The following is a 23,049-nucleotide window of genomic DNA, read 5'->3' as shown; positions in this document are numbered from 1 at the left end:
ACCGTTTCCTCAGAGCTGGGTGAGCCGACCGAGCATCTGATCGGACGTCGAGATCGCACGCGAGTTGAGCTCGTAGGCGCGCTGGGTGACGATCATGCTGACGAGTTCCTCGGCCACGTTGACGTTCGAGGTCTCGACATAGCCCTGGTTGATCACCCCTGCGCCATTGGTGCCCGCCTCGGTCGGCGTGGCTTCGCCGCTCGACGCGGTCTCGTAGAAGAGGTTCTCGCCCGCGCTCTGCAGACCGCCCGGGTTGATGAAGGTGGCGATCTGAATCTGCCCCACGGGCTGCGGCTCGACCTGATTGGGCAAGGTCACGGTGACGGTGCCGTCCTTGCCGATGGTGATCGATTTGGCGTCGGCGGGGATCTGGATGCCGTCGAGCAGCGGATAGCCGCTGGGGGTGACGACGTTGCCCTGGTTGTCGAGTTGCAGGGCGCCGTCCCGAGTGTAGGCGGTCGTGCCGTCGGGCATCTCGATCTGCAGAAAGCCATTGCCCTGGATCGCGACATCGAGCGCGCCGCCGGTCTGTTGCAGGCTGCCCTGCGTGAAGATGCGCTCGGTCGCGACCGGTCGCACGCCAGTACCGATCTGCAGGCCGCTGGACACCTGCGTCTGCTGCGTGGTCTGTGCGCCCGGCTGGCGCATGGTCTGGTAGAGCAGATCCTCGAACACGGCGCGTTGCCGCTTGTAGCCGTTGGTCGATACGTTCGCCAGGTTGTTGGAGATCACGTCCAGCGAGGTTTGCTGGGCATCCAGCCCGGTCCGGGCGGTCCACAGTGAGCGGATCATGATGAAGTCCTCTGTTCTGCCTTGCCGCTGCGGCAGGTTTTGCCGCAGCGTGGCGGCGATTGCCGCTTTTTCACGGGATCAGTCTAGCCTTCGGTCAGGCCAGGCCATTGCAGGATAAGCAACGCAAAAACCGTGCTAATCGGCAGGCCAAGCGCGGAAGGGCTCAGCGCCAGGCGAGCACCTGGCTGGCTGCGCGGTCGTTGGCCTCGGCGGTCTGCAGCATGCGGACCTGCATCTCGAACTGGCGGGCGAGCGAGATCATCTGCACCATCTGGTCGGCCACGTTGACGTTGCTGCCCTCGACGTAGCCGCCCGCGACCTGGACGTTGGGGTCGACCGGCGCTGGCGCTCCGTTGGCAAGGCGGAACAGGCCGTCGTCGCCACGCACGAGTTCCGCCTCGGGCGGGTTGACCAGCTTGAGTTGGCCGACGAGGTTGACGACGCCATCGTCCGGATTGATCGAGGAGATCGAGCCGTCCCGGCCGATGACGATCTCGGTGTCGGGAGGCAGCGTCACCGGCCCGCCATCCCCGATCACGGGTAGCCCCTCACGCGTCTGCAGCACCCCCGCGGGGCTGAGCGTGAGGCTGCCGTTGCGGGTGTAGGCCTCGCTGCCGTCGGGCTGCTGCACCGTCAGCCAGCCCTTGCCTTCCAAAGCCACGTCGTAGGGACGCCCGGTGTACTGGATCGTGCCGGGCGTGAAGTCGTTGGCGACGCTGGCATCGACCGCGAACGAGCGCGTGCGGAAAGCTTCGGCCTGGACCTCCACCGCACGCAGTTTGTGCAATTGCGAGCGGAAACCGGTGGATGCGGCATTGGCGATGTTGTTCGACACCGCGGCCTGCTGGTCCATCGTGCCCTTGGCACCGGTCATCGCGGTGTAGATCAGGCGGTCCATGTTCGACTCCCTTGCTTGTGTCGGCCGACGGCCGGCTCAGGCATCAGCGCAGGTTGACCAGCGTCTGCAGGATCTGGTCCTGCGTGCGGATCGATTGCGCGTTGGCCTGGTAGTTACGTTGCTGAATGATCATCTGCACCAGCTCCTGGGTCAGATCGACGTTGGACTCCTCGACCTGGCCGGCGGAGATGACGCCGTTGAGCCCGTTGCCCGGCTCGCCGCGGGCGAAGCCGCCCGACTCCGGCGTCTCGACCCAGTAGTTGTTGCCGATGGGCGACAAGCCGTTGTTGTTGCGCACGGTCGTCAGGTTGACGATCGCGATGTCCTTGGTGATGCCGTTGGTGTAGCGCGCCTGGATGACACCGTTGCGGCTGATCGCCAGGCCGGCGATCTCGCCGGGGGAAGAGCCGTTCTGGGTCAGTTCGCGCGGCGTGGACTTGCCGCCGAACTGGGTGATCAGCGACATATCCACGTCGATCACGCTCGGGTCAGCGTCCGGACCAAGGTTGGAATTCAGGACGAAATTGCTGGGCGGAACGAGCTTGCCGAGCCCATCGAAGCTCAGCGTCGCATTTGCTGTGATCGGCGGCGGCGGCACCGTGTTATCGACAACGGTGTAGACATCCCACGTGCTGTTTACGACATCCGTACGCCGGGCGAAGTAAAGGGACAGCGAGTGCTCCTTCCCGAGGGAGTCGAAGATCTTCAGCGCGGTCGAGTACGTGTAGGTGGCGGGAACATCCGGATCGAAAGGCGTCGTTGTGGCGTCAATGGTCGCTGCGTCCGCGCTGAGGTTGAGGCTGAGGCCAACATCGGTGGTCGCCGTGGCACCCACCCCGGTCGAAGGAATCATCATCGTACGGAACGAATCGGCTGTGACCGTGGCCGGCGCCTGAACGTCGCCCGACACGGCATCAACCAACTGGTACCCCATCAACCGGTCGCCCAATGCGGTAACGATGTAGCCATTCTTGTCGATGTTGAACTGGCCGTTACGGGTCAGCGCGTAGCCACCGTTCTGCAGCTCCACCTCGAAGAAACCATTGCCATTGGCCGCCATGTCGAGCGGGTTGTTGGTGGTGGTGATGTTGCCCTGGTTGAAGGTCTGGCGCACGGCCTGCACCCCGCTGCCGATACCGATCTGGACCTTGGAGACTGCACCGGTGAGCGAGGATGCGTAGGCGTCGGCGAACACCGTGCCGGAGTTCTTGAAGCCCACGGTGCTGGCGTTGGCGACGTTGTTGGAGATGACGTCGAGCGCCTTCGAGGAAGAATTCAGGCCGCTGAGGCCCTGCTGAAATGCCATGATCGCTGCTCCGGATCAGAGAATCTGCTTGACGTCTGCAACCTTGAACACGCCAAGGTCGCCAACCTGAAGGTCGGTGCCGTTGGCACCACGCACGATGCTGGTCACGGGGCCGAACTGCAGCGTACGCCCGGCTACAGCCTCGTCGCCCAGCGTGGCGGACAGCGAAAGCGTGTAGATGCCGTCCGCAGCGCGCGAACCATCGTCCGCGCTACCGTCCCAGACGAAGTTGTGGCTGCCCGCATCGACCGCGTCGAAATCCATCTGCTTCACCGCCAGTCCGGCGCTGTCGCGTACCGTCAGCGTGACGCGGTCGGCCGGGCCGTCGACCTCGAAACCGCCGACTGCACCCGATTCGGTCAGCGCCAGGCTGCGCCCTTCCACCAGCACCCCACGCCCGAGCAGCGCGGCTGCATTGAGCCCTTCGGCGGAAGCCTGCGAGTCGAAGAAAGACTGCACCATCTTGTTGAGTCGCTCGATGCCATCCACCGTGCTCATCTGCGCAAGTTGCGAAGTCATCTCCGCGTTTTCCATTGGATTCATCGGGTCCTGATTCCGAAGCTGCGTCGTCAGCAGCTTGAGGAAGCGGCCCTGCTGGTCCTCTTCGGGCTTCTGGACAGGTTCGCTGCGGGCCAGGCTGGCCAGCACGCTGTTCGCGGTCTGATTGTTCGAGACGGTGGTCATGAAGATCTCCTGCTAGGGGCATCGTTTGCCGGACGGGCTTATTGTCCGATCTGCAATGTCCTCTGAAGCAAGGTCCGTGCCGTGCTCATGATCTCGGCGTTGTTCTGGTACGAACGCGACGCGGAGATCATGTTCACCATTTCCTCGGCAACGTTGACGTTGGGCATCTCGACGTAGCCGTCGGCATTGGCCGCCGGGTTGTTCGGCTCATACACGAGCCGCATCGGCGCCGCGCTCTCGACGACCTGCGTGACCTGCACGCCCACCGCTGCAGGCCCGGCCACCTGGCGGGCGGCAAACACGACCTGCTTGGCGCGGTAGGGCTCGCCGGTTTCGGTCGTCACGCTGTCGGCGTTGGCGAGGTTGGAGGCCGTGGTGTTGAGTCGCAGCGACTGCGCATTGAGCGCAGAACCCGCAATCTGAAAGACGTTGAGCATGCTCATGACAGAACTCCTTACTGGCCGGTGAGCGCGGTGTTCATCGAGCGCAGCATGCCGCTGATGAAGGTCACGCTGGCTTCGTAGCGCAGCGCGTTCTCGGCGAAGGCCGCGCGCTCGACATCCATGTTCACTGTGTTGCCGTCGACCGAGGATTGCAGCTCGGCACGGTACTTGACCGAACCCTCGACGGCGGAAAAGGCGCCGCCGGAAATGTGCCCAGCGTGTGTGGTCTCGAGCCCCACACCGCTGCGGCTGCCGGCAAGCGCCCCCTGCAGCGCGCTCTTGAAGTCGACATCGCGCGCCTTGAAGTGCGGCGTATCCGCGTTGGCGATGTTCGAGGCGAGCAACTCCTGCCGGTACGCCTGCAGGTTCAGCGCGGTCTGGTGAAAGCGGAAACTGTTGTCGACAAGGGTTTTCATCGCAGGGCCTCGGGAATGAGCAGCGCCGTCACGTTGGGCGCGGCGGGCTGGATGACGGGAGAACGTGCAGCTTTCATGCCAGCGATGGTACGCGGCCGCCGCCACCCGCACTCGCCCGATAAGACGGCAGAAAACCGCCCTTCTTTGCCGCTTGCCCGCCGGCCGCGGCAAAAGCTGCCGCCTTGCCTGCGCTGGCGGACCGTGCTGCAATCACCCCATGAGCGACCCAAAGCAACCGTCCTTCCGCATACCGATCCTCGCCCACGCCAGCCTCACCGTGCTAGCCGCGGTGTTCCTTCCGGGGGTAGCGGGCGCACACCAGCCCCCGGAACCCGTAGAGCACGCAGTGCGGACATTCCTGCAGCGCGAGGTTCAGGGCATGCCCGGCGAGGTCCGTATCGCGGTGCGCGGCTTCGACCCGGCGAACCGGCTCCCGGCCTGCGCGGCGATCGCGCCCTTCCTGCCGTCGGGGGTTCGCCCCTGGGGCACGATCAACGTGGGCGTACGCTGCGACGCCCCCATGGCATGGACCGCGTATGTTCAGGCGCAGGTGCAGGTCTTCGGTGCCTACCTCGTGGCGGCCCGGTCACTGCGTTCGGCCGAGATGCTGGGCACACAGGATATCGAACTCCGCAGCGGCGAGCTCACCGCCCTCCCCGACAATGTGCTTACTTCCCCGGACCAGGCAGTGGGCCACTTGACCCGCTTCGCAGTCGCAGAAGGCATGCCGCTGCGGGCCAGCTCGCTCCGACCGCCCAACGCGGTGAGCCGCGGCCGGCCCGTGCAGGTGTTCACGCAGGGCGAGGGGTTCACCGTTTCCGGCGAGGGCCAGGCCCTCAACGACGCGGCGCCGGGCGAGCGGGTACGCGTGCGACTGGCGAACGGACAGATCGTCCAGGGCATCGCCCGCGAGGACGGCACCGTCACCCTGCGCTTTTGAAGCCGGGCAAGCCGGCAGCCTCCGCTGCGTGAAATAAATCACTCAAGTTTTATGAAAGGGGGCCGTATACCCTTTCGAGTCATAGCGTTCGCGGAGACAGACATGAAAATCGAAAGCTCGGGCAAGGCCTACGTCCCAACGCCTGCCCAGGACACACGCAGCCAGGCTGCGCGCGGCAAGGCCGAAACACAGGGCGGTTCCGAAAGCGTGCAGATCTCGCCGATGGCCTCGCTGATGCGCAAGGCAGAGACCGCGATCTCGAGCACCCCCGAGGTCAACCGCCAGCGGGTCGACGAGATCCGCCAGGCGATCTCCGAGGGGCGCTTCAAGGTCGACGCCAGCCGCATCGCCGACGGCCTCATCGACAGCGTCAGGGAAATGCTCGGTTCGCGCGGATAAGTCCGGGGCGCTAAGATTCGCGCACGCGAACCGCTCCCTGGCCACACTGCCGGCACGACTCCATGCAGACCTCCGCTCCGACCCCCGCCGACATCCAGCGCATCGCGCTGCTGATCGAAGCCGAATCGCTCCAGCTTGGCGAATTCCTCGCCCTGCTCGATCGCGAGGAGGCTGTGTTGATCAAGGGCGACACCGACGCCCTTGTCGCCATCGCCAACGAAAAGAACGAACGCTACCGGCAGCTGCAAAGGCTATCCGACGAACGCGGCCGGTTGCTGGGTCGTTCCGCCCACCCGACTGCCGACGCGGCGGTGCGTGCAATCTTTTCGGGACTGCCGCGCGTACTCGCCCGCTGGGACGAAGTCATCGCGCGGGCCCGCGACGCGCGCGATCGCAACGCACTCAACGGCAAGCTGATCCTCGAGCGCATGGCCGGGAACCAGGCCGCACTGTCGATCCTGCTGTCGGCCGCCAATCACCCGCAACTGTATGACGCCGACGGTCTTTCGAAGCCGACCGGCGGCGGCCGCATACTGGGCAGCGCCTGAACGTTTGTTCAGTATCGCCAACTCAACTTCGCCCGGCTCTCTGCTATCCTTGCGCCCTTCGTGACACCGAACGGGCGCGCAGCATGGCTGGCAAGCAAGACACCCCAAAGCAGTACGACGAATCCTCTTTTCGCGTCCTGAAAGGACTCGAGCCGGTGCGCGAGCGCCCCGGCATGTACACCCGCACCGACAGCCCGGCGCACATCATCCAGGAAGTGATCGACAACGCGGCCGACGAGGCGCTCGGTGGCTTTGCAAGGAAGATCCACGTCACCCTGCACCTCGACGGCTCGGTCACCGTCGCCGACGACGGTCGTGGCATTCCGGTCGGCCTGCATCCAGAGGAAGGCGTGCCGGTGGTAGTGCTGGCATACACCCGCCTGCACGCCGGCGGCAAGTTCGACAAGCGCGAGGGCAACTCCGCCTACGCCTTCTCGGGCGGTCTGCACGGGGTCGGTGTGTCGGTGACCAATGCGCTGTCGACCCGCATCGAAGTCGAGGTGAGGCGCGAGGGCAAGGTCCACCGCATCGACTTCGCCGATGGCGGCGAGACGATCAGCCCGGTGCGCATCGAGGGCGACTGCGGCCGCCAGACCGGCACCCGGGTGCGCGTGTGGCCTGACGGCAAATACTTCGAGTCGCCGCGCGTGCCGATGAACGAGCTCGAGCGCCTGCTGCGCTCGAAGGCCGTACTGCTGTCGGGCGTGGCGGTGCGGCTCGACATCGAGCAGGCCAGTGGCCCGGCGCTGACCAAGACCTGGTCCTACCCCGAGGGCCTGGCCGGCTACCTCAAGGAGTTGGCCGGCGACGTCGAGCCTGTGGCGCCGATCTTCACCGCCGAAAAGTACGCCGGCAAGGACGACCCGACGTTCGCCCCCGGCGAAGGCGCAGCCTGGGCGCTGGCCTGGTTCGAGTCCGCGGTGCCGAGCGAGTCCTACGTCAACCTGATCCCGACGGTGAACGGCGGCACGCACGAGTCCGGCCTGCGCGCCGGCGTGTTCGACGCGATGAAGTCCTTCATCGACCACCACACCCTGCTGCCGCGCGGCGTGAAGCTGCAGCAGGAGGACGTGTGCGGGCGCATGAGCTTCGTGCTGTCGGCGCGCCTGCTCGACCCCCAGTTCCAGGGTCAGGTGAAGGAAAAGCTCAACTCACGCGAGGCGGTCAAGCTCGTCTCCAGCCAGTTGCGCGACCCCTTCGAGATCTGGCTCAACAACCACGTCGAGGCCGGCAAGGCGATCGCCGAACTGTCCATCAAGCAGGCCTTGGCACGCCAGAAGAGCGCGCAGAAGGTCGAGAAGAAGAAGACCTCGGGCGTCGCCGTGCTGCCCGGCAAGCTGTCCGACTGCGAGTCCGAGGACCTCGCCGACAACGAGCTCTTCCTGGTGGAGGGCGACTCCGCCGGCGGCTCGGCCAAGATGGCGCGCAACAAGGAGACCCAGGCCATCCTGCCGCTGCGCGGCAAGGTGCAGAACGCCTGGGAGATCGACCCCGACCGCCTGTTCGCCAACGCCGAGATCCATGACATCGCGGTAGCGCTCGGCGTCGATGCGCACAAGGCCGACAGCGACGTAGACCTCTCCGGCCTGCGCTACGGCAAGGTCGTCATCATGTCTGACGCCGACGTGGACGGCGCCCACATCCAGACCCTGCTGCTCACGCTGTTCTTCCGCCACTTCCCCAAGCTGATCGAGCGCGGCCATGTTTACGTGGCGCAGCCGCCGCTCTACCGCGTGGACGTACCCGCCCAGGGCAAGAAGCGCCCGCCGCGCCGCCTGTATGCGCTCGACGAGGGAGAGCTCACCGCGATCCGCGACCGCCTGGAGAAGGAAGGCTTCAGGCCCGACGCGATCGAGATCGGCCGCTTCAAGGGCCTGGGCGAGATGAACCCCGACCAGCTGCGCGAGACCACCATGGACCCCGCCACCCGCCGCGTGCTGCCGGTGAAGGTACGCAGCGGCGCGCTGCAGGACACGCTGAAGATGTTCACACTGCTGATGGGCAAGGGCGAAGCCTCGGGCCGAAGGGCTTGGATGGAAGAAAAGGGCGACAGCGTGGAGGCGGATATTTAAGCGCTAGGGGGTCATCGACATTGCCCGATCAGACCACTGGAACTAAAGTAGTGACATTCACTACTTTAGTTCCTAGCCAAGGACCCGATATGCATACCGTCTCCGCTGCCGAAGCAAACAGACAGTTCTCCAGCCTGCTGCGCCAAGTGAGCCAGGGTGAAACCGTTACGGTCCTGTCCCACGGTCGCCCTGTTGCAACCATCAGCCCCGCTGTCGTCGGGACGGAACCCGACCACGATCGAACCAAGGCACGCGCTCGCCTACTTGCCCGGCTAGATGGGGAGCCCGTTGCGGACAGCCGCAACTGGACCCGCACCGAGTTGTACGATCGCGGCCAATGAAGATCGCCCTCGACACCAACATGCTCGCCTATGCAGAAGGCGCCGGCGACAATGCACGTTGCGCTGCGGCCCGGGTGCTGCTCGGAACGCTCTCGGCGAGCGAGGTGATGATTCCCGCCCAGACGCTGGGTGAGTTGTACCGGGTCCTGACCGGAAAGCTCAAGCGCGACGCCGAAGCGGTTCGCACAGCCCTGCTCGACTGGTCCGATGCCTACGAGGTGGCCGATTCGACCTGGCCGAGCTTTCAGGCGGCCATCGACCTGGCCTGCGATCACCGCATGCAGGTTTGGGATGGCCTGATCCTCTCGGTCGCTGCAGAAAACCGTTGCCGCCTGCTGCTAAGCGAGGACCTGCAGCACGGCTTCACCTGGCGCGGCGTCACCGTCATCAATCCTTTCGAGCATGTCGCACACCCGCTACTGCTCGCAGCCTGCAGTTCAAGTACATGAGTACAGACACTCCCGATCTCTTCGATGCGCCTGACGCATCCGAATCCGTAACACTTGCGACCTCAACGCCCACTGCAGTGAAGAGCACCTCAGGTACAGCGCAGGATACGGGCGCCGACGAGTCATCGACGGCCACCGGCGCGAACCTGCCCCCGCCCCCCGAACCGCCCGCCGACCCCGAGCCGGAGCCCGAGGACGACGGCACGCTGGCGCTCGACCGCTACGCAGAGCGCGCCTACCTCGCCTACGCGATGAGCGTGGTGAAGTCGCGCGCGCTGCCGCAGGTCGAGGACGGCCTCAAGCCCGTGCAGCGCCGCATCCTGTACGCGATGAACGAGATGCGGCTGTCGTCCACGTCCAAGCACGTGAAGTCGGCGCGCGTGGTCGGCGACGTGATCGGCAAGTACCACCCGCACGGCGACTCCAGCGTCTATGACGCCATGGTGCGGGTGGCGCAGGATTTCTCGCTGCGCTATCCGCTGGTCGACGGCCAGGGCAACTTCGGCTCGCGCGACGGCGACTCGGCGGCGGCGATGCGCTACACCGAGTGCCGGCTGACTCCGATCGCCGAGCTGCTGCTGTCCGAGATCGACCGCGGCACGGTGGACTTCATCCCCAACTACGACGGCGCCTTCGAAGAGCCGCAGCTGCTGCCGGCGCGCCTGCCCTTCGTGCTGCTCAACGGCGCCTCGGGCATCGCCGTGGGCATGGCGACCGAAATCCCGCCGCACAACCTGCGCGAGGTGGCCGAGGCCACCTGCCACCTCATCCGCCACCCCGAGGCGACGCTCGAGGACGTGCTCGGCATCATCCCCGGCCCCGACTTCCCCGGCGGCGGCCAGCTCATCTCCACGCCCGAGACCATCCGCGACGCCTACGCGGCGGGCCGCGGCAGCCTGCGCCTGCGCGCACGCTGGAAGATCGAGGAGCTCGCCCGCGGCCAGTGGCGCGCGATCGTCGAGGAGCTGCCCCACGGTGTGTCGGCGGCGCAGGTGCTGTCCGAGATCGAGACCCTGACCAACCCGCAACCACGCGCCGGCAAGAAGGAGGTCTCGCAGGAGCAGAAGAACCTCAAGCAGCTCGTGCTCGGCGTGCTCGACACCGTGCGCGACGAATCCAGCGACAAGGCCCCGGTGCGTATCGTGCTGGAGCCCAAGTCCAGCCGCCAGAACCGGGACGAGTTCATGGCGGTACTGCTCGCCCACACCAGCCTGGAGACCTCGGCCTCGGTCAACATGACCATGATCGGGCGCGACGGTCGACCGCAGCAGAAGAACCTGGTGCAGGTCCTGCGCGAATGGATCGACTTCCGCTATGTCACCGTCGAGCGCCGCACCCGCCACCGCCTGGACGAGGTCGACCGCCGCATCCACATCCTCGAAGGCCGCATGATCGCCTTCCTGCATATCGAGGAAGTGATCCGCGTGATCCGCGAGTCCGACGAACCCAAGCCCGCGCTGATCGCGGCCTTCGGCCTGTCCGAGGCCCAGGCCGAGGACATCCTCGAGATCCGCCTGCGTCAGTTGGCCCGCCTCGAAGGCTTCAAGATCGAGAAGGAACTCGCCGAGCTCAAGGACGAGCGCGCCGGCCTTCAGCACATCCTGGATAGCCGCGCGGCGATGACCAAGCTGATCCTCAAGGAGATCCAGGACGACGCGAAGAAGTATGGCGACGACCGCCGCACCCTGGTCGAAGCGGTGGCCGCGGTGGCTCCTGCCGAGATCAGCGTGCCGGACGAGCCGGTCACCGTGATCGTGTCGAAGAACGGCTGGGTGCGTTCGCGCCAGGGTCACGGCATCGACCCCGCAGGCATCGCCTACAAGGCCGGCGACTTCGGCTTAGCAGTGATCGAGACGCGCACCACCTGGCCGCTGATCGTCATCGACAGCAATGGCCGCGCGTACACGGTAAAGGTGTCCGACCTCCCCGGCGGGCGTGGCGACGGTGCGCCGATCACCACCCTGGTCGAGTTCCAGGACGGCGGCAAGCTGGCGCAGGTCGTGACCGACACGCCGGAGTCGGTGTACTTCTTCGCCAACAGCGGCGGCTACGGCTTCCTGTGCAGCGTCGCGGATGCCACCAGCCGCCAGCGCGCAGGCAAGGCCTTCATGAGCCTCGAGAAGGGCGAGAAGGTGTTGCCGCCGGCCAAGGTCCTTGGCGACTGGATTGCGGCAGCGTCCGAGAACGGCCGACTGCTGGTCTTCCCCCGCCCGGAGATGAAGACGCAGAGCGGTGGTCGCGGTGTGATCGTGATGGCACTCGACGAAGGCGAGGCGCTGGCCGCCGTGGCGGTGCCGGCAGACGATGCCGTGCTGACGATCGAGGGCGTGGGACGCGGTGGCAAGACGGTGCGCATCGAACTCAAGCCCTCGCAGCGCGAACCGCTACGCCACCGTCGCGCGCGCAAGGGTGCGCCGCTAGCGCCGAAGGTGAAGCCCGAGCACATGCGCTGAGGACGTCCCATCACCCAGCTCAGGGATGTGGACGTCGGGAGAGGAGGCGTACAGTGGGATGGGCGACCGCCTTGGGCAGAGTCAGCCCTCCGGATTGCCTGGCAGGATCGACCGGATCGGGTCGTCCGGAGGGATCGTGGTCGGGCCCGGCTCTGGCAGAAGATCTGCGGTGCGCGACTCGATCAGCACGGTGACGCGCCGGTTGCGGCTACGCCCTTCGTCGCTGGCATTGTCCGCAACCGGGCGCTGGTCGGCATAGCCGGCTGCGGTGAGGCGGTCGGGCGCCACGCCGTTGTCGATGAAGAGCCTCGCCACGGTGGAGGCGCGCACCGCCGAGAGTTCCCAGTTCGAGGGGAAGCGGAAAGTATTGATGGGCACGTTGTCGGTATGCCCTTCGACCGTGATCGGAAATCCAGCAGGCGCCAGGACCTGCGCCACGGCCTGCAGCGCCGAGGCCGCCTGCGCGCCAAGCACGGCTTCGCCCGCGCCAAAGAGCAGGCTGGCGTTGATCTCGACGCTCACGCCGAAGGCACCCTCGGTGACATTCACCTGCCCCGACTGGGTCAGGGGCGACAGCACGCGACGGATCTCTTCCGCCATGTCGCGCATCTGCCGGGCAACCTCGCGACGACGCTGCTCGACCACCTCCTCGGTCGCGGGCGGACCTGCCTGAGTGATCGGCCTTGTCGGCATCAGGCTGGTGGTGGGCAGAATCACCTGCTCGCCGCTTTCATTGACGGTGACATTGCGGAAAGCCTGCACCATGGAATCGGAGAGCACCCGGTACTTGCCTTCATTCACCGAGGACAGCGAGTACATCACGACGAAGAACGCGAACAGCAGGGTGATGAAGTCGGCATAGGAGACGAGCCAGCGCTCGTGATTCTCATGCTCTTCTTCGTGTCTGCGCCTGCGCCTCATGTCCGTTGTGTCCGCGTCAGACCACGTAGCCCTGCATGCGGCTGGCGACGATGCGCGGGTTGTCGCCATTGGCGATCCCGATCAGCCCGTCGACGAACATCTCGCGCTGCGTGGTGAGCATCGCGATGTGGGCGGTCAGCTTCTTGGCGATGGGCAGGAACACCAGGTTCGCGAAACCGACGCCGTAGATCGTGGCGACGAAAGCCACCGCGATGCCTGCACCGAGGCGTGAGGGATCGGAGAGGTTCTCCATCACATGGATCAGACCCATCACGGCGCCCAGGATGCCGATGGTGGGCGCGTAGCCGCCGGCCGCCTCCCAGATGCGGGCGCACTGCCGCATCTGCGCCTCGCGCACGCCGATCTCCACCTCCAGCAACTCACGCAGGCGCTGCGGGTCGATGCCATCGACGAGTAGTTGCAGACCCTTGCGCATGAAGGGATCGCTCAGTCCATCGACCTGGCGCTCCAGATTCAGCAAGCCCTCCTTGCGTGCGGCGTGACTCCAGCCCGACACCTGTTCGATCACGGCCTGCTGATCGACCGCGGGCGGAACGAACACCCAGCGCACCATGCGCATGCCATCGACGAAGGTACGCAGGGGACTCTGCAGCATCACTGCGCCAAGGGTGCCGCCGACCACGATCAGGAAGGCCGTGGGCTGGAACAGCGACGACAGATGCCCGCCTTCGAGCATCTGCCCGAGCACGATCGCGGCGAGACCGAGGGCGAGGCCGAAAAGGCTGGTCTTATCCATGATCGGGTCTGGCCGTCAGCACAGCATGCATGATCAGTTCGCCGCTTTCTGCTTCGGGGGACGCCCCCGTCGGCGTGCCGCTGGCCGCCCTGCCCCGCCTTCGAAGATGGATGCGCGCAGGCGTGCGACGGCCTGGCTGTGCAACTGACAGACGCGGGATTCGGTCACCCCGAGCACTTCGCCGATCTCGCGCAGGTTGAGTTCTTCGTCGTAATACAGGGCCATCACCATCTGCTCGCGCTCGGGCAGATGCTCGATCGCGCCGACCAGTCGCCGGCGCATGTCCGCGTCCTCGAGCAAACTGAGCGGGTTGGCGTCGTCCTGGGCCAGATGGCGATCGAGGTAGTCATCGCTCTCCTCCCGGTTGAAATCCTCGAAGTAGACGAGCTGGTGCCCACGCGCGTCCTGCAGCATGCGCTGGTAGTCGTCCAGCGACATTTCAAGCGCTTCGGCGAGTTCGGACTCGGTGGGCGAGCGGCCGCACTGCTGCTCCAGTTCATGGATCGCTGCCTCGATCCGGCGCATGTCTCGACGCAGGCTGCGCGGCAGCCAGTCATTGTCGCGCAGGCCGTCCAGCATTGCGCCACGGATGCGCTGCACCGCGTACGTCTCGAACTGGGCGCCCAGTCCGTGCTCGTAACGGCCCAGGGCATCGAGCAGCCCCATCATCCCGTTCTGGATCAGGTCATCCACGTCCACGCTCGCAGGCAGCTTCGCCATGAGCTGGAAGGCAATGCGCTTCACGAGGGGGGCATAGGCCTCGACCAGGCTCGCCTTGTCGAGATTACCGTTTGCGTCGTACATCCACTGGGCCTGTATGGTCTTGCGGCGCGGGCTCCGGAGCCCACCGCTTCCGGTCATTGGAGGCCCCAATTGTCCGGCAGCGCCGACGGCATTACCAGCGGGATATTTCACACTCATGGACCGACCCGCCTGGCAATCCGTGTTCCGGACACGCTGCGAGCTGCGGCAAGGCCGGCCACACGACGCAGGAAGGCAGCCCCGGCTTCGGGCTGCGACAATTCCAGCGGCTGGCGCAGCCCGGCGGCGATGTCATCGCGCTCGAGCTCACCCAGCCAGGCAAGGGGAACGCCTACATGGCGAACCACCAGCGCCTCGAGACTGCGGAAGAACGCCGCCGCATCAGCGCGCCCGCGTGCGCCGCACACGGCGACATGCACGGAACCGGCGCCCGCCGCGGCGAGGCCCTTGATGCTCCGATAGGCGTCGGTCGCGCCGCTCGCGCTCGCCTCGGCCACCACCAGCCGGCGCGGTGCAGCCTGCACGAAGGGGGACGGCTCGGCCACCGACTCCGCCGCTGCATGCACGAGCACAAAGCTCGCATGGCGGTGCAGGATACGCAGCGCCTCGACCAGGCAAGCCCTGCGCGCCTCATCGAGCAAGGGCAGCGCCAGCGCGGCCGCGGCCACAGGCACGCGCCCGACCAGCCCGGGGACCGTCTGGACGATGCCCGAGAGCCGGGTGCGGCCATCGAGCAATTGCAGTAAGTCGGTACCCTCGCTCACGCCGAGCGCGTCGGCCAGGGTGTCGCTGCCTTCGGCTTCGTCAAGGATGACCACGCGCTCCGCACGTCCGGCGATGCGGTGCGCAGCCAGCACAGCATTCTGGGTCCGCGTCCTGCCGCCCACGTACAGCGCCACCACCTGCGGCGGCGCGCGGCGGAAGAGGCGGCGCAGTCCTGCGGCCTGATCTTCGCGTCCATCCAGCATGATCACGCCCCCCCGGCGGCCGCCAGCATGAATCCGGCCTCGTCGCCGTTCAGATGCCAGGGCGACTCACCCGCATGCTCGCGCAGGGCGCGGTGGAGGAGATAGGCCCGATTCGGAAGATGCAGATCTTCAGGCACCCGCTGGCCATTGGTCAGGTAGCGGATGTCGAGTTGATGGCGCACGGTCACATCGAGTGCCGGCGCCAGGGATGCCGCCTCGTCAACCTTGGTGAAGATGCAGCCCGCGAGATCATCGCCGGCATAGGCGCGCACCACGTCGTCCAGGGTGTCGCCACGCACGGTGGCGTTGAGCAACAACAGGCGGCGCACATCACCCGCACCGGACAGCATCGCAGCCTGCTCGGCCACCATGCGATCGCGCTGGCTCATCCCCATGGTATCGATGAGCACCATGTGCTTGTTGCGCAAACCTGCCAGTGTCTGTCGAAGATCAGCCGCGTCGCGCACCGAGAACACCGGCACACCAAGGATGCGGCCGTAGATGCGCAACTGCTCCTGCGCACCAATGCGGTAGCCGTCGGTGGTGATCAGGGCGAGCTTGCCGGCACCGTGACGCACAACGCAGCGGGCGGCCAGCTTGGCCGTGGTGGTGGTCTTGCCCACGCCGGTCGGGCCCACGAGGGCAAACACCCCGCCCTGATCGAGCAGATCCTCGTCGGAGGCGCAGGCGTGCATCATACGGTCCAGCGCCGCGCCCGCGGCCTCGCGCGCCTCGGTGCGCCCGGCATCCTCCGCAACGGCCTCGACGAGCTTGCGCGCAGTCGCGGCCGAGAATCCTGCCTCGAGCAGTTCGCCCAGCATCGCGGCGCGCGCTGGAGCATGGCGCCGGGTTTCACCCCAGGCGAAACCCGCAAGCTGGCGCTCGATCATGCTGCGGATACCGGTCAGTTCGGACATCAGGCGGGCATTGGTTTCCTGCAGCTCGCGCACCCGCGTGCTGCCGAACTCGTCGGCCGACTGAGCCGCCATTGCACGGCCCGCCGCACGCCCCGACGCGACCGCTGGCGCCGGGCTCGCCCCCTGCGCCGGGCGAGCCGTTTCTGCGGCGCTGCGCAGAATGGCCTCGCGGGCACGCACGGTATAGTCGGCGGTTTCAATCCGCGGGGGGTTGAACGGACGCAGCACTGGCTCGGACGCCTCCGGCGCGGGGCGCAGCGGCGGACGCTCGACGTTGCGCGCGGCCTTTGACGCCAGCGCCGACAGGCTCACCTCGAAGTCGCCATCGTCTGCATCGGGCTGCATCCGCGCACGCGTCGCGGCAGGCGCGGCGGGGGCGGCAGGCGCTGCGGCAGCGCTGCGCGCGGTCACGGCCGCACGGTTCGCGGCCTGCAAGGCCCCCACGGCCTCACCCGGCAAGGCGAGGATCTCCACGCCGCCTTCGACGGCGCGATTGGACAGGACGATCGCATCCGGACCAAGGGCTTCCTTGAGCGCGCGGAGCGCCTCGCGGGCGGTGGGGGCAAAGTAGCGTTTGACGTTCATGGCGATTCTCCCGGTGGCCACGGTCGACCACTGTTTGATGAGGATTATCGCCACACCCGGTCAAGGCCCTTGGGTCGAATAAAGCGGCTTTCCCCCGTCAATTCGAGTGCTCGGAAGCGTGGCCTGCACGGGGAAGAAAGGACTGGACGCAGGGACTCGACGCCCGTGCGCAGGCCGGACACCGAGCCGGCGCAGGGTCAGCTCACGATCATCGCAGGGACAGCGCTCAACCCTGCGCGCCGACCATTGCGGTGACGCGAATCGTGCGGCTCTCGGGCACCTCGCTGTTGGAGATGACCTTGAGCGAGGGCACCGCGCGGCGCAGGAAGCGCGACAGCAGCATGCGCAGCTGCGCGGGCACGAGCAGCACCGGCGGCAGACCGATGTCCTCCTGGCGCTGGGCGATCTGCGCCGTCTGGCGCAGCAGGGTATCGGCCAGGCCCGGCTCGATCGCACCGCCCTCGCCGCCCGAGGCCATGGCCTGCATGAGAATGCGCTCCAGCCCCGGCTCCAGCGCCATGACCTGCACCTCGGTGTTGCCCGGAAACAGGCTCTGCATGATCGCGCGTCCCAGAGCCTCGCGCACCTTGGTGGTGAGCTGCATCGGGTCCTGCGTGCGCGGCGCATGCTCGGCGAGCACCTCGATGATGCTGCGCATGTCGCGGATGTTGACGCCTTCCTCGAGCAGGTTCTGCAGCACGCGCTGAACCGTACCGATGGCCAGCGCCTTCGGCACCAGATCCTCGACCAGCTTGGGCGAATCCTTGCCCACGTGGTCGAGCAGCGCCTGGGTTTCCTGGCGGCCGAGCAGTTCCGCGGCGTGATTGAGGATGACGTGGTTCAGATGGGTGGCCACCACGGTGCTCGCATCAACCACGGTGTAGCCGAGCGCATGGGCCTGCTCGCGCATGCCGCTGTCGATCCACACCGCGGGCAGACCGAACGCCGGATCGGTGGTTTCACGCCCGGCAAGGGGGCCGGACACGCGGCCCGGGTTGATCGCAAGGAGCTGACCCGGATAGGCCTCCCCGCTGCCAACCTCGACCCCCTTGAGGGCGATGCGATAGGCGTTGGGCTTGAGCTCGAGGTTGTCGCGGATATGCACCGGGGACGACAGGAAACCTACCTCCTGGGCGAATTTCTTGCGCAGCCCGCGGATGCGCTTGAGCAGTTCGCCATCCTGCCCTTTATCCACCATCGGGATCAGGCGGTAGCCGACCTCAAGCCCCAGCACGTCGACCTGGGAGACGTCGTTCCAGCTCGCCTCCTGGGCCTCCGCGGCGGGCGCGGCGGCTGCGGCCACCTGCTCGGACGGCGCCTGGGCAGCCGTCGACGCCTCGGCGATCCGCTTGTGTCGCATCCAGGCCATCGCCCCAAGCGTCAGCGCGATGAGCAGGAAGACGAGGTTCGGCATCCCGGGAATGAGCCCGAGCACCCCGATGATGACGGCGGTCAGCGTCATCACCATTGGATTGGAGAACACCTGGGCGATGATGACACCGCCGATGTCGCCCTCGTCACCCACGCGCGAAACGACCAAGCCGGCCGCCACCGAGATGATCAGCGCCGGGATCTGAGCCACCAGGCCGTCACCGATCGTGAGCAGCGCATACGTGCGTCCCGCCTCACCCACCGCCATATCATGCTGCATGATGCCGACGAAGAGGCCGCCGAGGATGTTGATGACGAGGATGATGATGCCGGCCACCGCGTCGCCGCGCACGAACTTGGAAGCACCGTCCATGGCGCCATAGAAGTCGGACTCCTGCGCGATCTCCTTGCGCCGCTGCTTGGCTTCCTTCTCATCGATGAGCCCCGCGTTGAGGTCGGCATCGATCGCCATCTGCTTGCCAGGCATGGCGTCCAGCGTGAAGCGGGCGGACACCTCGGCGATTCGCCCTGCGCCCTTGGTGATCACGACGAAGTTGATGACAGTGAGGATGACGAACACCACCAGACCCACCGCGGTGTTGCCACCGACGAGGAAGCTGCCGAAGGCCTCGATCACCTTGCCCGCCGCGTCGCCGCCACCGTGGCCTTCGAGCAGCACGATCCGCGTCGACGCCACGTTGAGCGACAGGCGCAGCAACGTCGTCACCAGCAGCACGGTGGGGAACACCGAGAAATCGAGCGGCCGCTTCGAATACATCGCCACCAGCATCACCATCACCGAGATCGCGATGTTGAAGGTGAAGAACACGTCGAGCAGGAACACCGGCAGCGGCAACACCATCATCGACAGGATCATGATGATGAGCAAGGGCGCCGCCAGTTGGCGGAGGTTTGCCGGCGAGAGCAGCTGGCGCAGATTCAGGGCGTCGTTCATGGCCATGGGTCAGGCAATCATTCCTCAGGGGCACCCGGGTCCATACCCGCCGGTACAGGCAGGGCAGTCGGTGCGGCGGGCGGCAGGCCACCCGATTTCATCCAGGCATCGAGCTGGTAGACATAGGCCATGACCTCGGCGACTGCGGTGTACAGCGCGGCGGGAATGGACTGCTCCAGTTCGCAGTGTTTGTAGAGCGCACGCGCCAGCGGCGGCGCCTCGAGCATGGGTACGCCATGTTCCTTGGCAAGCTCCCGGATCTTCAGCGCGAGTTCTCCCCGCCCCTTGGCCACTACCACGGGCGCGCCCATCTTCTCAGCGTCGTACTTCAGCGCCACCGAGAAGTGGGTCGGGTTGGTCACCACGACATCCGCCTTCGGCACCTCGGACATCATGCGGCGACGGGCCATCTCACGCTGCATCGCGCGAATGCGCCCTTTCACCATCGGGTCGCCTTCCTGCTCCTTGCCCTCGCGCTTGACCTCTTCCTTGGTCATGCGCAGCTTCTTGTGGTACTGCCAGAGCTGGAACGGCACGTCCATCAGCGCCAGCAGGCCGAGGCTGAGCACGATGAGCAGCGCGGCGAAGGCGACGGTATCGGAGAAGTCGGCCATGCCAATCTCGAGGGGCTCGACCATCAGGTCGAAGAGGTGATCCATGTTCAGCCACAGCACCAGGGAGCCCACTCCCCCCACCAGCAGTGATTTCAGGATCGCCTTCACCATTTCGGCGAGGCCATGTACGGAGAACATGCGCGCGATACCCTGCACGGGATTCAGCCGTCCGAAGTTGGGGCCGAGCGCCTTCGGTGCGAACACCAACCCGCCCAGGAGCAAGGGCGCGGCGACCGCCGCAATCAGCAGGGCAAAGAACAGCGGCATCAGGGTCAGCAGTGCGCCGCTGAGCATGCGCTCGAGCATGTCGAGCATGACGTTATCATCAAAGGCGGCGCGCCGGTCGAAGGCAAAGCCGTCGCGCAGCAGGCCCGAGACGCGGATCGCCATCCAGTTGCCAAGCAGCAGCAGGGTCGCTGCCCCGGTCACCGTGACGAGAAAGGTCGACAGTTCCCGCGACTGCGGAACCTGTCCTTCCTCGCGAGCCTGTTCCAGCCTTCGCGGTGATGGGGCTTCTGTCTTCTCGAGGTCGCTTTCTTCGGCCACTGCCGGCTCCGTCTGCCGCCCCGCCGGCCCGAGTGGGCGCGGACGCGAAGCGACGTGTGCGGATTATCGGCCCGGACGCGCAAGCGCCGTGGCGGGATAAACGCGGATAAAGCGGCGCAATTCGCGCCTTGTGGCCGGGTTACTGCGGCGCCGGCAGCTTGTCGATACCGCGCAGGCGGTCGCCGGGCCGCACTCCACGCTCGGCGAACCAGCCCAGATTCATCTCCAGCGCAAACCGGGCCGGCCCCGCCGCACAGTGATTGTCGGTGGTCTGCGGCTGCATGTCCTCGATGTTGAGCACGCGGCCCTCGGCGTCGAGAAAGGCGACCGAGAGCGGAATCAGGGTGTTCTTCATCCACATGCAGTGCGCCCGCTCCTCGGGGAACACGAAGACCATACCGCGATGCAGCGGCATGGCGACCCGGTTCATGAGCCCGGTGATGCGTGCTTCGGCGGTATGCGCCACCTCCGCCTCGATGCGCGCCATGCCCGCGCCAAGCTCTGCAATCGGCAGCGTACCCTGTGCGTGTGCGGAAACGGAGAGAAGAAGGCCGGCGGCGACACCGCAAAGCCTTACCTGTGCGTTCGGAGAGATCATGATCGGTCGTTCCGTGTGGTTTTCCTGCTGGCGCGCATCTTACCCGCCCCCCTGCCCGGCTGACGAGCACCACCCGCGCCCAACAGGACTGTGAAGCCACTTCCACCCCATCGCGGAGACGAAGATTCCGGCAGCGCAGCTTGGACCTCACGCCACTGCCCGGGCAGCAACCCGTCCAGGCGCCAAGGTCCGATCGCGATGCGGATCAGGCGCAAGGTCGGATGACCGACACGCGCCGTCATCCTGCGCACCTGCCTGTTCTTTCCCTCGCGCAGCACGATCTCGAGCCAGGCCGTCGGCACCGTCTTGCGAAAGCGTACCGCAGGGATTCGCTGCCACAGCCACTGCGGCTCGGGCACACGTCGCGCCTCGCAGGGCCGCGTGTGAAAGTCGCCGAGGTCAACTCCCGCGCGCAAGCCGGACAAGGCAGCGTCGTCGGGCTCGCCTTCCACCTGAATAAGGTAGGTCTTCGGCAGTTTATGACGCGGGTCGGTGATGCGATGCTGGAGCGCACCATCGTCGGTGAGCAGCAACAGCCCTTCACTGTCAGTGTCCAGGCGCCCCGCAGCATAGACGCCGGGCACATCGACCCAGTCTGCGAGCGTCGGACGGCCACCACCATCGGTGAACTGGCACAGCACTCCGAAAGGCTTGTTGAGCAAGATGAGGCGCGACACGGAGACTGGCCCCTCTCGAGGAGAATGCCGCCGAGCGGCGGGTCGGGCGCGAGGATGGCGGAGGCGGTGAGATTCGAACTCACGAGGGGCGCAAACCCCTGACGGTTTTCAAGACCGTTGCATTCAACCGCTCTGCCACGCCTCCGCAAGGGCGCGCATTATAGCACCAGCAACCGCGATGCCCACGCCCGGAGCGGCTCGGGCCTGCATTCAGATCCGCTCGAACAGAGCCACCGACTCGACGTGCGAAGTCTGCGGAAACATGTTCGCGATCCCCGCTGCACGCAGGGCATAGCCCTTTTCGTGCACCAGTACGGCGGCATCGCGCGCGAGAGTTGCCGGATTGCAGGAAACGTAAACGATGCGTGCCGGCACCTGAACGCCGATCGCCTTCACTACGGCAATTGCACCCTCACGGGGTGGATCGATCAGCAGCTTATCCAGCGCCCCCAAGGCCGCGAGACTGTCCTCGGTCGCCTCGAAGAGGTTGGCCGCATGAAACTCGGCCAGGGATTCCAGTCCATTGCAGCGTGCGTTCTCGAGTGCGCGCGCAACCAGGGCATCACTACCCTCCACCCCCACGACATACGCCCCGCGCCGTGCGATCGGCAGGCTGAAGTTGCCCAGGCCGCAGAACAGGTCCCCGATGCGCTCCCCCGGCCGGGGATCAAGCAGTTGCATCGAACGCCGGATCAGGAGCCGGTTCACATGCACATTCACCTGGGTGAAATCCGTCGGCCGGAAGTCCATGCGAACGTTGAACTCCGGCAGCGTGTAAGCAAGCGCCGGCGCTTCCAGGGGATGTAGCGGCGTAGCCGTTTCCGGCCCCCCCGGCTGAAACCAGGCCTGGATATCCTCCGCATCGGCAAAGGCTGAGATGCGCTTCTCATCCGCGCGCGAGAGCGGCTGCAGGTTACGGAACACGAACACGGCAACGTCGCCATCGCCGATCGCAATCTCTACTTGCGGCAGCCGGTCGGCGATCGAGAGGCCGGCAAGCATGTCGCGCAGCCGGGGCAGCATCGCCGAAACACGCGCAGGCAGCACCGGACACTCGCGCATATCCACGATGTAGCTCGAACGACGCTCGTGGAAGCCGATGCGCAGCCCGCCCTTGCTGGGGACGACACGAACGCCCAGGCGCGCGCGATAACGATAGCCCCAGGCGGGTCCGTGGATGGCAGGCAGGATCACGCCCGGGCGCAGCTTGCCGAGGTGCCACAGCGCGTCTTCGAGAATGCGCTGCTTGACCGCAGCCTGGGCATCCTCATCCAGATGCTGCATCGAACATCCGCCGCAGACTCCGTAGTGCGGACACCGGGGGGCGACACGCTGGGCGCTGGCCTTGAGCACCCGGACCGTATCGCCCTGCTCGTAGTTCGGCCGCGCACGACGCACCGTGTACTCGACGCGCTCGCCCGGCAGCGCGCCCTCGATGAACACCGCCTTGCCATCGACCCGCGCGATGCCACGGCCTTCGTGATCCAGGGATTGTGTCGTGGCGATGGGCATGATCTTGCTGGGACTTGGAGGGAGGAGCGCGATTCTAACGCGCGCGCTGCCGCCCCTGAAGAGATCGCTGCAAACCCTGCTAAAGCCCGGTGCAACGCTTTCTTACCATTCATCCATGCGCTGGA

Annotated in this window: 23 protein-coding genes and 1 tRNA gene; 7 read left to right on the top strand and 17 right to left on the bottom strand. The window is 66.3% G+C overall.

Translation table 11 applies throughout. The features are described from left to right. Positions 1 to 9: 9 nt before the first annotated feature. From flgG to flgB, 6 genes are all read right to left on the bottom strand, one after another. A complete protein-coding gene (flgG, locus tag ACUH78_RS01230; protein WP_418362959.1) occupies positions 10 to 792 on the bottom strand; it encodes a flagellar basal-body rod protein FlgG in 783 nt (260 codons plus the stop codon). 163 nt (positions 793 to 955) lie between these two features. Next, positions 956 to 1,690, bottom strand: a complete 735-nt coding sequence (gene flgF, locus ACUH78_RS01225) for a flagellar basal-body rod protein FlgF (RefSeq protein ID WP_445332480.1) — start codon at positions 1,688 to 1,690, stop codon at positions 956 to 958. A gap of 43 nt (positions 1,691 to 1,733) precedes the next feature. Beyond that, the gene (gene flgE / locus ACUH78_RS01220; RefSeq protein ID WP_445332481.1) at positions 1,734 to 2,996 is read right to left on the bottom strand and encodes a flagellar hook protein FlgE; all 1,263 of its coding nucleotides are present in this window, start codon (positions 2,994 to 2,996) and stop codon (positions 1,734 to 1,736) included. Positions 2,997 to 3,011: 15 nt separating this feature from the next. After that, the gene (locus tag ACUH78_RS01215) at positions 3,012 to 3,680 is read right to left on the bottom strand and encodes a flagellar hook assembly protein FlgD (protein ID WP_418362962.1); all 669 of its coding nucleotides are present in this window, start codon (positions 3,678 to 3,680) and stop codon (positions 3,012 to 3,014) included. Between the two features lie 38 nt (positions 3,681 to 3,718). Continuing rightward, positions 3,719 to 4,123 carry a flagellar basal body rod protein FlgC gene (gene flgC, locus ACUH78_RS01210; RefSeq protein WP_445332482.1) on the bottom strand — a complete coding sequence of 135 codons (405 nt, stop codon included), beginning with the start codon at positions 4,121 to 4,123 and terminating at the stop codon, positions 3,719 to 3,721. Positions 4,124 to 4,134: 11 nt separating this feature from the next. Next, complete coding sequence (flgB, locus tag ACUH78_RS01205; RefSeq protein WP_445332483.1) at positions 4,135 to 4,539, bottom strand: flagellar basal body rod protein FlgB; 405 nt, start codon at positions 4,537 to 4,539, stop codon at positions 4,135 to 4,137. A gap of 217 nt (positions 4,540 to 4,756) precedes the next feature. On the opposite strand from flgB, the gene flgA reads away from it, so the two are divergent. The 7 genes from flgA (at position 4,757) to parC (ending at position 11,741) form a co-directional block, all read left to right on the top strand. Further along, the gene (gene flgA / locus ACUH78_RS01200) at positions 4,757 to 5,479 is read left to right on the top strand and encodes a flagellar basal body P-ring formation chaperone FlgA (protein WP_418362965.1); all 723 of its coding nucleotides are present in this window, start codon (positions 4,757 to 4,759) and stop codon (positions 5,477 to 5,479) included. A 102-nt stretch (positions 5,480 to 5,581) separates the two neighbouring features. After that, entirely contained in the window at positions 5,582 to 5,878 is a 297-nt protein-coding gene (flgM, locus tag ACUH78_RS01195; protein WP_445332484.1) for a flagellar biosynthesis anti-sigma factor FlgM, read from the top strand. A 62-nt stretch (positions 5,879 to 5,940) separates the two neighbouring features. After that, positions 5,941 to 6,426 (top strand): flagellar protein FlgN, encoded by a 486-nt coding sequence (locus tag ACUH78_RS01190; RefSeq protein ID WP_445332485.1) that lies wholly within the window; start codon positions 5,941 to 5,943, stop codon positions 6,424 to 6,426. Between the two features lie 83 nt (positions 6,427 to 6,509). After that, positions 6,510 to 8,498: a DNA topoisomerase IV subunit B gene (locus ACUH78_RS01185; RefSeq protein ID WP_445332486.1), complete on the top strand. Its 1,989-nt coding sequence runs from the start codon at positions 6,510 to 6,512 to the stop codon at positions 8,496 to 8,498. An 89-nt stretch (positions 8,499 to 8,587) separates the two neighbouring features. After that, positions 8,588 to 8,839 (top strand): type II toxin-antitoxin system Phd/YefM family antitoxin, encoded by a 252-nt coding sequence (locus tag ACUH78_RS01180; protein WP_445332487.1) that lies wholly within the window; start codon positions 8,588 to 8,590, stop codon positions 8,837 to 8,839. Continuing rightward, positions 8,836 to 9,288 carry a PIN domain-containing protein gene (locus tag ACUH78_RS01175; protein WP_445332488.1) on the top strand — a complete coding sequence of 151 codons (453 nt, stop codon included), beginning with the start codon at positions 8,836 to 8,838 and terminating at the stop codon, positions 9,286 to 9,288. The genes ACUH78_RS01180 and ACUH78_RS01175 overlap by 4 nt, the downstream gene beginning before the upstream one ends. Beyond that, a complete protein-coding gene (gene parC / locus ACUH78_RS01170; protein WP_445332489.1) occupies positions 9,285 to 11,741 on the top strand; it encodes a DNA topoisomerase IV subunit A in 2,457 nt (818 codons plus the stop codon). Before ACUH78_RS01175 ends, parC begins: the two co-directional genes overlap by 4 nt. A gap of 81 nt (positions 11,742 to 11,822) precedes the next feature. On the opposite strand, the gene motD is transcribed toward parC, so the two are convergent. The 11 genes from motD to rlmD form a co-directional block, all read right to left on the bottom strand. Then, positions 11,823 to 12,662, bottom strand: a complete 840-nt coding sequence (gene motD / locus ACUH78_RS01165) for a flagellar motor protein MotD (RefSeq protein ID WP_435750323.1) — start codon at positions 12,660 to 12,662, stop codon at positions 11,823 to 11,825. 16 nt (positions 12,663 to 12,678) lie between these two features. Then, on the bottom strand, positions 12,679 to 13,419 hold the full coding sequence (locus ACUH78_RS01160; protein ID WP_435750324.1) for a flagellar motor protein: 741 nt from the start codon (positions 13,417 to 13,419) through the stop codon (positions 12,679 to 12,681). A gap of 33 nt (positions 13,420 to 13,452) precedes the next feature. Beyond that, positions 13,453 to 14,223 carry an RNA polymerase sigma factor FliA gene (locus tag ACUH78_RS01155; RefSeq protein ID WP_418362974.1) on the bottom strand — a complete coding sequence of 257 codons (771 nt, stop codon included), beginning with the start codon at positions 14,221 to 14,223 and terminating at the stop codon, positions 13,453 to 13,455. A gap of 113 nt (positions 14,224 to 14,336) precedes the next feature. After that, entirely contained in the window at positions 14,337 to 15,149 is an 813-nt protein-coding gene (locus tag ACUH78_RS01150; protein ID WP_445332490.1) for a MinD/ParA family ATP-binding protein, read from the bottom strand. Positions 15,150 to 15,151: 2 nt separating this feature from the next. Then, positions 15,152 to 16,651 carry a flagellar biosynthesis GTPase FlhF gene (gene flhF, locus ACUH78_RS01145; protein WP_418362976.1) on the bottom strand — a complete coding sequence of 500 codons (1,500 nt, stop codon included), beginning with the start codon at positions 16,649 to 16,651 and terminating at the stop codon, positions 15,152 to 15,154. 226 nt (positions 16,652 to 16,877) lie between these two features. Further along, positions 16,878 to 18,983, bottom strand: a complete 2,106-nt coding sequence (gene flhA / locus ACUH78_RS01140; protein ID WP_418362977.1) for a flagellar biosynthesis protein FlhA — start codon at positions 18,981 to 18,983, stop codon at positions 16,878 to 16,880. Positions 18,984 to 18,994: 11 nt separating this feature from the next. Next, complete coding sequence (gene flhB, locus ACUH78_RS01135) at positions 18,995 to 20,137, bottom strand: flagellar biosynthesis protein FlhB (protein ID WP_445332491.1); 1,143 nt, start codon at positions 20,135 to 20,137, stop codon at positions 18,995 to 18,997. Positions 20,138 to 20,276: 139 nt separating this feature from the next. Next, the gene (locus ACUH78_RS01130) at positions 20,277 to 20,735 is read right to left on the bottom strand and encodes a DUF192 domain-containing protein (RefSeq protein ID WP_418362979.1); all 459 of its coding nucleotides are present in this window, start codon (positions 20,733 to 20,735) and stop codon (positions 20,277 to 20,279) included. Further along, on the bottom strand, positions 20,732 to 21,412 hold the full coding sequence (locus ACUH78_RS01125) for a pseudouridine synthase (protein ID WP_445332492.1): 681 nt from the start codon (positions 21,410 to 21,412) through the stop codon (positions 20,732 to 20,734). Before ACUH78_RS01125 ends, ACUH78_RS01130 begins: the two co-directional genes overlap by 4 nt. Positions 21,413 to 21,467: 55 nt before the next feature. Beyond that, a tRNA-Ser gene (locus ACUH78_RS01120) sits at positions 21,468 to 21,557 on the bottom strand. A gap of 65 nt (positions 21,558 to 21,622) precedes the next feature. Next, positions 21,623 to 22,924, bottom strand: a complete 1,302-nt coding sequence (rlmD, locus tag ACUH78_RS01115) for a 23S rRNA (uracil(1939)-C(5))-methyltransferase RlmD (RefSeq protein WP_445332493.1) — start codon at positions 22,922 to 22,924, stop codon at positions 21,623 to 21,625. Between the last annotated feature and the right edge of the window lie 125 nt (positions 22,925 to 23,049).

The organism is Thauera sp. ZXT1-4, assembly GCF_052598215.2.
Note: the sequence above shows the minus strand (reverse complement) of the source record. Positions and strands in the feature narration are given on the sequence as shown.